Below are 5094 nucleotides of genomic sequence, written 5' to 3'. Positions count from 1 at the left end.
TATTGCAAGAGATCCGGATTCATCAGTATTCCAGATAGTATCATTTGCCTGGGCAGGTTTTGGAGCAGCCTTTGGCCCCGTTGTACTTCTTTCTCTCTTTTGGAAAAGATCTAATCTGCAAGGCGCCATAGCTGGCATGATAACAGGCGGAGCTTTCGTATTCATCTGGAAATACGTAATCGCAAAACTCGGAGGACCCTTCGCTATCTACGAACTCCTCCCAGCCTTCATAATCGCCCTTCTTGCCAACATAATAGTAAGCCTTAACACCCCAGCCCCAGACAAAGAAACCACCGCCACCTTCGAATCCATACATTAACACTCACCCCTCCCATCACACCGGGAGGGGTATTTTATGCATACTCCCTCACCTTTATAGGCAGTAATGGAGTGGGAAGTGCAAAGATTATTCGAAGCAGTATTTGACTGCAGGCAGAGCTACAAGTACTCCGTCGTCGCTTTCTTTTTTTATTAGGTCTTCGTTTTTTACTACCAGATAGTACTGATCTCCGGGCTGAATGTTTCTGCTTTCTGAAGATGTAAAGCTAACTGTTCTTCCACTTCTACCTGTATAGTTATCGAATGAAAACTTGTAAGTGTATGTAGTTGAGTGATCAGAGCCACTGCGATGACTTTCAACATTGCTAAGACTGCTGACCGTATCAAGTACTACGCTGTATCTTTCATCATTAATCAGATTTATACGTTTTATAGCTTCCGATACAATACGTATTCCACAGATTATAAATATTAAAAAGAAAGCCGATAAGCCAAGTGCCAGAGCAATAACACCGCCAAAACCTTCATTTCCAATTGAAGATATAAAAAAGGGAATGAAAGACTTCATAGTAGCTATCATCATAAGAAAAGGAACTCCTCCAAAAATGGTTCCAAAAATTATCTGTCTTATACATCCTGTTTTTGCAATGATAAGGTTCTTTGTTATTGGGCGTCTGTTAAGTGACTGTGCATAAACTCTTTGCTCTGCAGCTCTTTGTAATCTGTCATTTTCCTTTTGTATATCCTGAGCCTTATAAGCTTCTTCCATCTGCTTAACATTTTCCACTTCATTTTCGCTTATAAGAGTCCCATATACATATTCCTGATATCCTACATTGTACTTATATGATACGTGTACTTCTTTACCTATAGGGTTTTCAGATTTTGAAGCTCTGCAGGCGCCAATGATCTTACCTTTAGGTAGTGGTGCAAATACTTCTATCTCCGGCTGAAGATCAACATCAAGAAGCCTTACCTGTAAGCTTGTACATACATCAGGATCCTTCCTGGATCCGCCGTTATGTCCTACAACAACTCCCCTTGAATATCCCATCTTTAATTTGTCTGTGTCTGGTATTCTCATACTTTTCTCCTCATAAAATATTTTTGTCAGCAGTGCAGTAAATCTTAAAACTGACAAATCTCCCCATGTTTACCATCATGCCATCATATATGATTACCTGAGCTTATGGCAATAATGGTTTTAATGATTAACCACGGTTAACATTATGTCATGATTCATTCAACAAATACACCCAAACTTTTCCAAATTAACTATAGTTTTTTCGCATATATATCAAAATAATAAATTTATATTTTTTAATATATATCCAAAAAAGCCTCGCCTCCTCTTAAAAACACACTTCATTCCATCTATTAATCCTTAAATAAAAAATAACCAGATATAGAAATAACTAGATGTATTTCCATGCCTGGTTATTGAGACAATCTAATATTTTTTATTCGCTACATCAAACGGCTTTCATCACATCAGTTGCAACTAATGGGTTTTCAGCCAAAAGCAATTTTATAATTTTTTCAAATTCGCACTACATTATCCATTGAGAATTAGATTTGCGAAGTTTGAGCTATTATTTATTCAAAGATGCAACGAATCTGTCGAAGGCTTCCTGACCTTCAGGTGTACGCTTGTAAACGCCTGCATCTTCAAGTACGTGCATAAACACTTTACCGATTTCATCCTGAAGCACCGTATCTATATTGGTAGCATCAATCCTGTCATAGTTTTTACTAAACTCATCTACCCAGTCTGCATGCTTTTCAAGTACTTCATCCTTACGAAGGTCTTTGCCTGTAAGAATAGCTTCTTTAAGATCCTTCATCTCAGTCTTAAGTCTTGCAGGAAGTACTGCAAGTCCCATAACTTCGATAAGACCTATATTCTCCTTCTTGATATGATGAAGCTGAGCATGAGGATGATATACACCAAGAGGATGCTCCTCTGTAGTTATATTGTTTCTAAGTACAAGATCAAGCTCGTACATGTCGCCGCGCTTTCTAGCAATAGGAGTGATCGTGTTATGAGGGGTTCCATCTGTTTCTGCCAAAATAAATGCATCCTCATCACTATATCCGCGCCAAGTTTCAAGTATCTTATCAGCAAGCGCGATGATCCTGTCTGTATCAGGTGCTGATAAACGGATTACTGACATTGGCCACTTAACAATTCCGCTCTTAACATCTTCAAATCCATTTACAGTAAATGTTCTCTCGACTTCCGCCTTTGCCATAGCAAAGTCATAATGACCTCCCTGGAAATGGTCATGTGAAAGAATAGATCCGCCTACTATTGGAAGGTCTGCGTTTGATCCTACAAAGTAGTGAGGGAACTGCTTAACAAAGTCAAAAAGCTTACAGAATGTAGCATGCTCAATCTTCATTGGAACGTGCTGTGAATTAAACACTATGCAATGCTCATTGTAATATACATAAGGTGAATACTGGAAAAACCAGTTACTGTTATTGATGGTGACAGGAATGATCCTGTGATTTTCTCTTGCAGGATGATCAAGTCTTCCTGAATATCCTTCGTTTTCTCTGCAAAGCTGACATTTAGGATAGCCTGACTGCTTAGCATTTCTTGCTGCAGCAATAGCCTTTGGATCCTTCTCAGGTTTGGACAGATTTATTGTGATATCAAGATTACCGTAATCTGTTGGTGTTATCCATTTCATATCTTTAGCGATACGATATTTTCTTATATAATCAGTATTTCTTGAAAATGTATAGTACCAGTCAGTTGCCTTAACCGGATCTTCTTTATAAAGATCATTAAACTTCTTTATCACTTCACTTGGCCTTGGTGTAAGAAGACCCATGAGCTTTGTATCAAAAAGATCTGTATATGCTGCTGTTGTTCCTTCTATGATCTTATTATCAACTGCATACTTGCAAAGATCTTTCATTGTACCTTCAAGATATGTGCCATCATCTATCTTCTTTTGGTCAATGCTTTCTGATTTCTTGATGACATCCTCTTCTGATCCTTCAAGCTCTGTAAGACCAAACTGCATAAGAATAGTATTAAGAGAATATGTTATGTCTTCTTTTTCTATAAGACCTGTACGATAAGCATAAGCTACAAGGTCTACTATGTTTTCGTCAATCATTGCGCACCTCGATTTGGATATTATTAAGGCGACCCAAAATCTCTGGTCGCCTGTTATAGATGTATTAGTCAATTACTCTTGGGCCGTCACCTATTGATACGATATAGAATGTGCAGTCATAGCCAATCTTATCTTTATAAGCTTTGCCAACCTTTTCTTTAAAATCATCAATTGCTTCGTCCTTAACGATAGAAACAGTGCAGCCGCCAAATCCGCCGCCTGTCATACGTGAACCGATAACGCCGTCAACCTTCCAGGCTTCCTCAGCAAGAGTATCAAGCTCAATTCCTGTTACATCATAGTCATCACGAAGTGATACGTGAGAAGCGTTCATAAGCTTACCAAACTTTTCAAGGTCTCCTGCCTTAAGAGCTTCTACTGCATCAAGAGTACGCTGATTCTCATATACAGCATGCTTTGCTTTTACTCTTTCGTCATCATCTGTGATCGCATCCTTATGAGCCTCAAACTCTTCTATAGAAAGATCACCAAGTCCCTTTATGTCACATACTGTCTGCATCTGTGAAAGAGCATGCTCGCAGGCGCTTCTTCTTGCGTTGTACTGAGAATCTGTGAGTTTATGCTTTTTATTTGTATTAGTTACTACGATCTTCATGCCATCAAGATGGATTGGAGCATATTCAAATGAAAGGTCTGCTGTATCAAGGAAAATAGCATTATCTTTTTTGCCCATAGCAGAAGCGAACTGGTCCATGATTCCGCAGTTACAACCATTGAAATTGTTCTCTGCATCCTGTCCGATAAGAGCAAGTTCCTGATTAGGGACATCAAAACCGTACATATCGCGAACAGCAAAGCCTGTAAGAACTTCAAGTGATGCTGATGATGAAAGGCCTGAACCATTAGGAATGTTACCGATGATGACCATATCAAAGCCTGTCTCAAGCTTCATTCCTCTTTTTTCAAAAGCCCATACAACTCCCTTTGGATAGTTGGTCCAGCCAGCCTTGGGATCGTTTGGAACAAGGTCATCAAGGGATGTCTCGCGTCTTGAATTATCAAAATTAAGGGACACAAAGCGAATCACTCTGTCGTCTCTCTTCCTTGCTGCAGCATATGTTCCGATTGTGAGTGCACATGGGAATACGTGACCGCCATTATAATCTGTATGCTCACCAATAAGGTTTACACGGCCTGGTGCAAAGTAGCACTTAACGCCTTCGTTATCGCCGAATTCTTTTGCAAAGCCGTCAAGTACGGCCTGTTTCATTTCCTGATCAACCATAAAAACACCTCTTCTTTCGTACTTAAAAATATGTTAATCGCCAGGATAATCACGCAGTCAATTGCGTAACCCCGCTTTCGCCTTCATGGCTTTAGTAAATAAAATCATCGCCTCATGTGAAAATAACCCTGATTTTTGTAAGGCTCTTATCCGCTTCCGTAAACACTATATACTCTCGCTCCTAAGAACCTAACAAAAATCAGGAACATTTTCAAAATCGGCTTATGATTTCATTTACTAAAGTCATGAATTCAATTTACCCGAATTAAGGTAATGAACTGCGTGATTATCCTCTGCCAATATACGTTGTTAAACTCGCAAACGCTTCGCTTTTTGCTCGTTATAAAATCGCTGCTAACGCAGCTCTACTGGTACGGGGCTTATAACCCCGCACCAGAAATCAAGATCTTCCCACCACCTAAAGGTGGTGGGTTATCT

4 protein-coding genes are annotated in these 5094 nt (G+C 39.4%); 1 reads left to right on the top strand and 3 read right to left on the bottom strand.

The window, feature by feature from the left end; translation table 11 throughout:
• The coding region (locus K6G87_RS15510) for a sodium:solute symporter family transporter (protein ID WP_296839259.1) at positions 1 to 319 on the top strand (319 nt) is incomplete at its 5' end.
• A gap of 87 nt (positions 320 to 406) precedes the next feature.
• Here K6G87_RS15510 and K6G87_RS15505 read toward each other — a convergent pair.
• From K6G87_RS15505 to K6G87_RS15495, 3 genes are all read right to left on the bottom strand, one after another.
• Positions 407 to 1363: a hypothetical protein gene (locus K6G87_RS15505; protein WP_296839256.1), complete on the bottom strand. Its 957-nt coding sequence runs from the start codon at positions 1361 to 1363 to the stop codon at positions 407 to 409.
• A 508-nt stretch (positions 1364 to 1871) separates the two neighbouring features.
• On the bottom strand, positions 1872 to 3410 hold the full coding sequence (gene galT, locus K6G87_RS15500) for a UDP-glucose--hexose-1-phosphate uridylyltransferase (protein ID WP_296839253.1): 1539 nt from the start codon (positions 3408 to 3410) through the stop codon (positions 1872 to 1874).
• 64 nt (positions 3411 to 3474) lie between these two features.
• A complete protein-coding gene (locus K6G87_RS15495) occupies positions 3475 to 4656 on the bottom strand; it encodes a galactokinase (protein WP_296839249.1) in 1182 nt (393 codons plus the stop codon).
• Between the last annotated feature and the right edge of the window lie 438 nt (positions 4657 to 5094).

Source organism: Butyrivibrio sp. (genome assembly GCF_024699075.1).
Note: the sequence above shows the minus strand (reverse complement) of the source record. Positions and strands in the feature narration are given on the sequence as shown.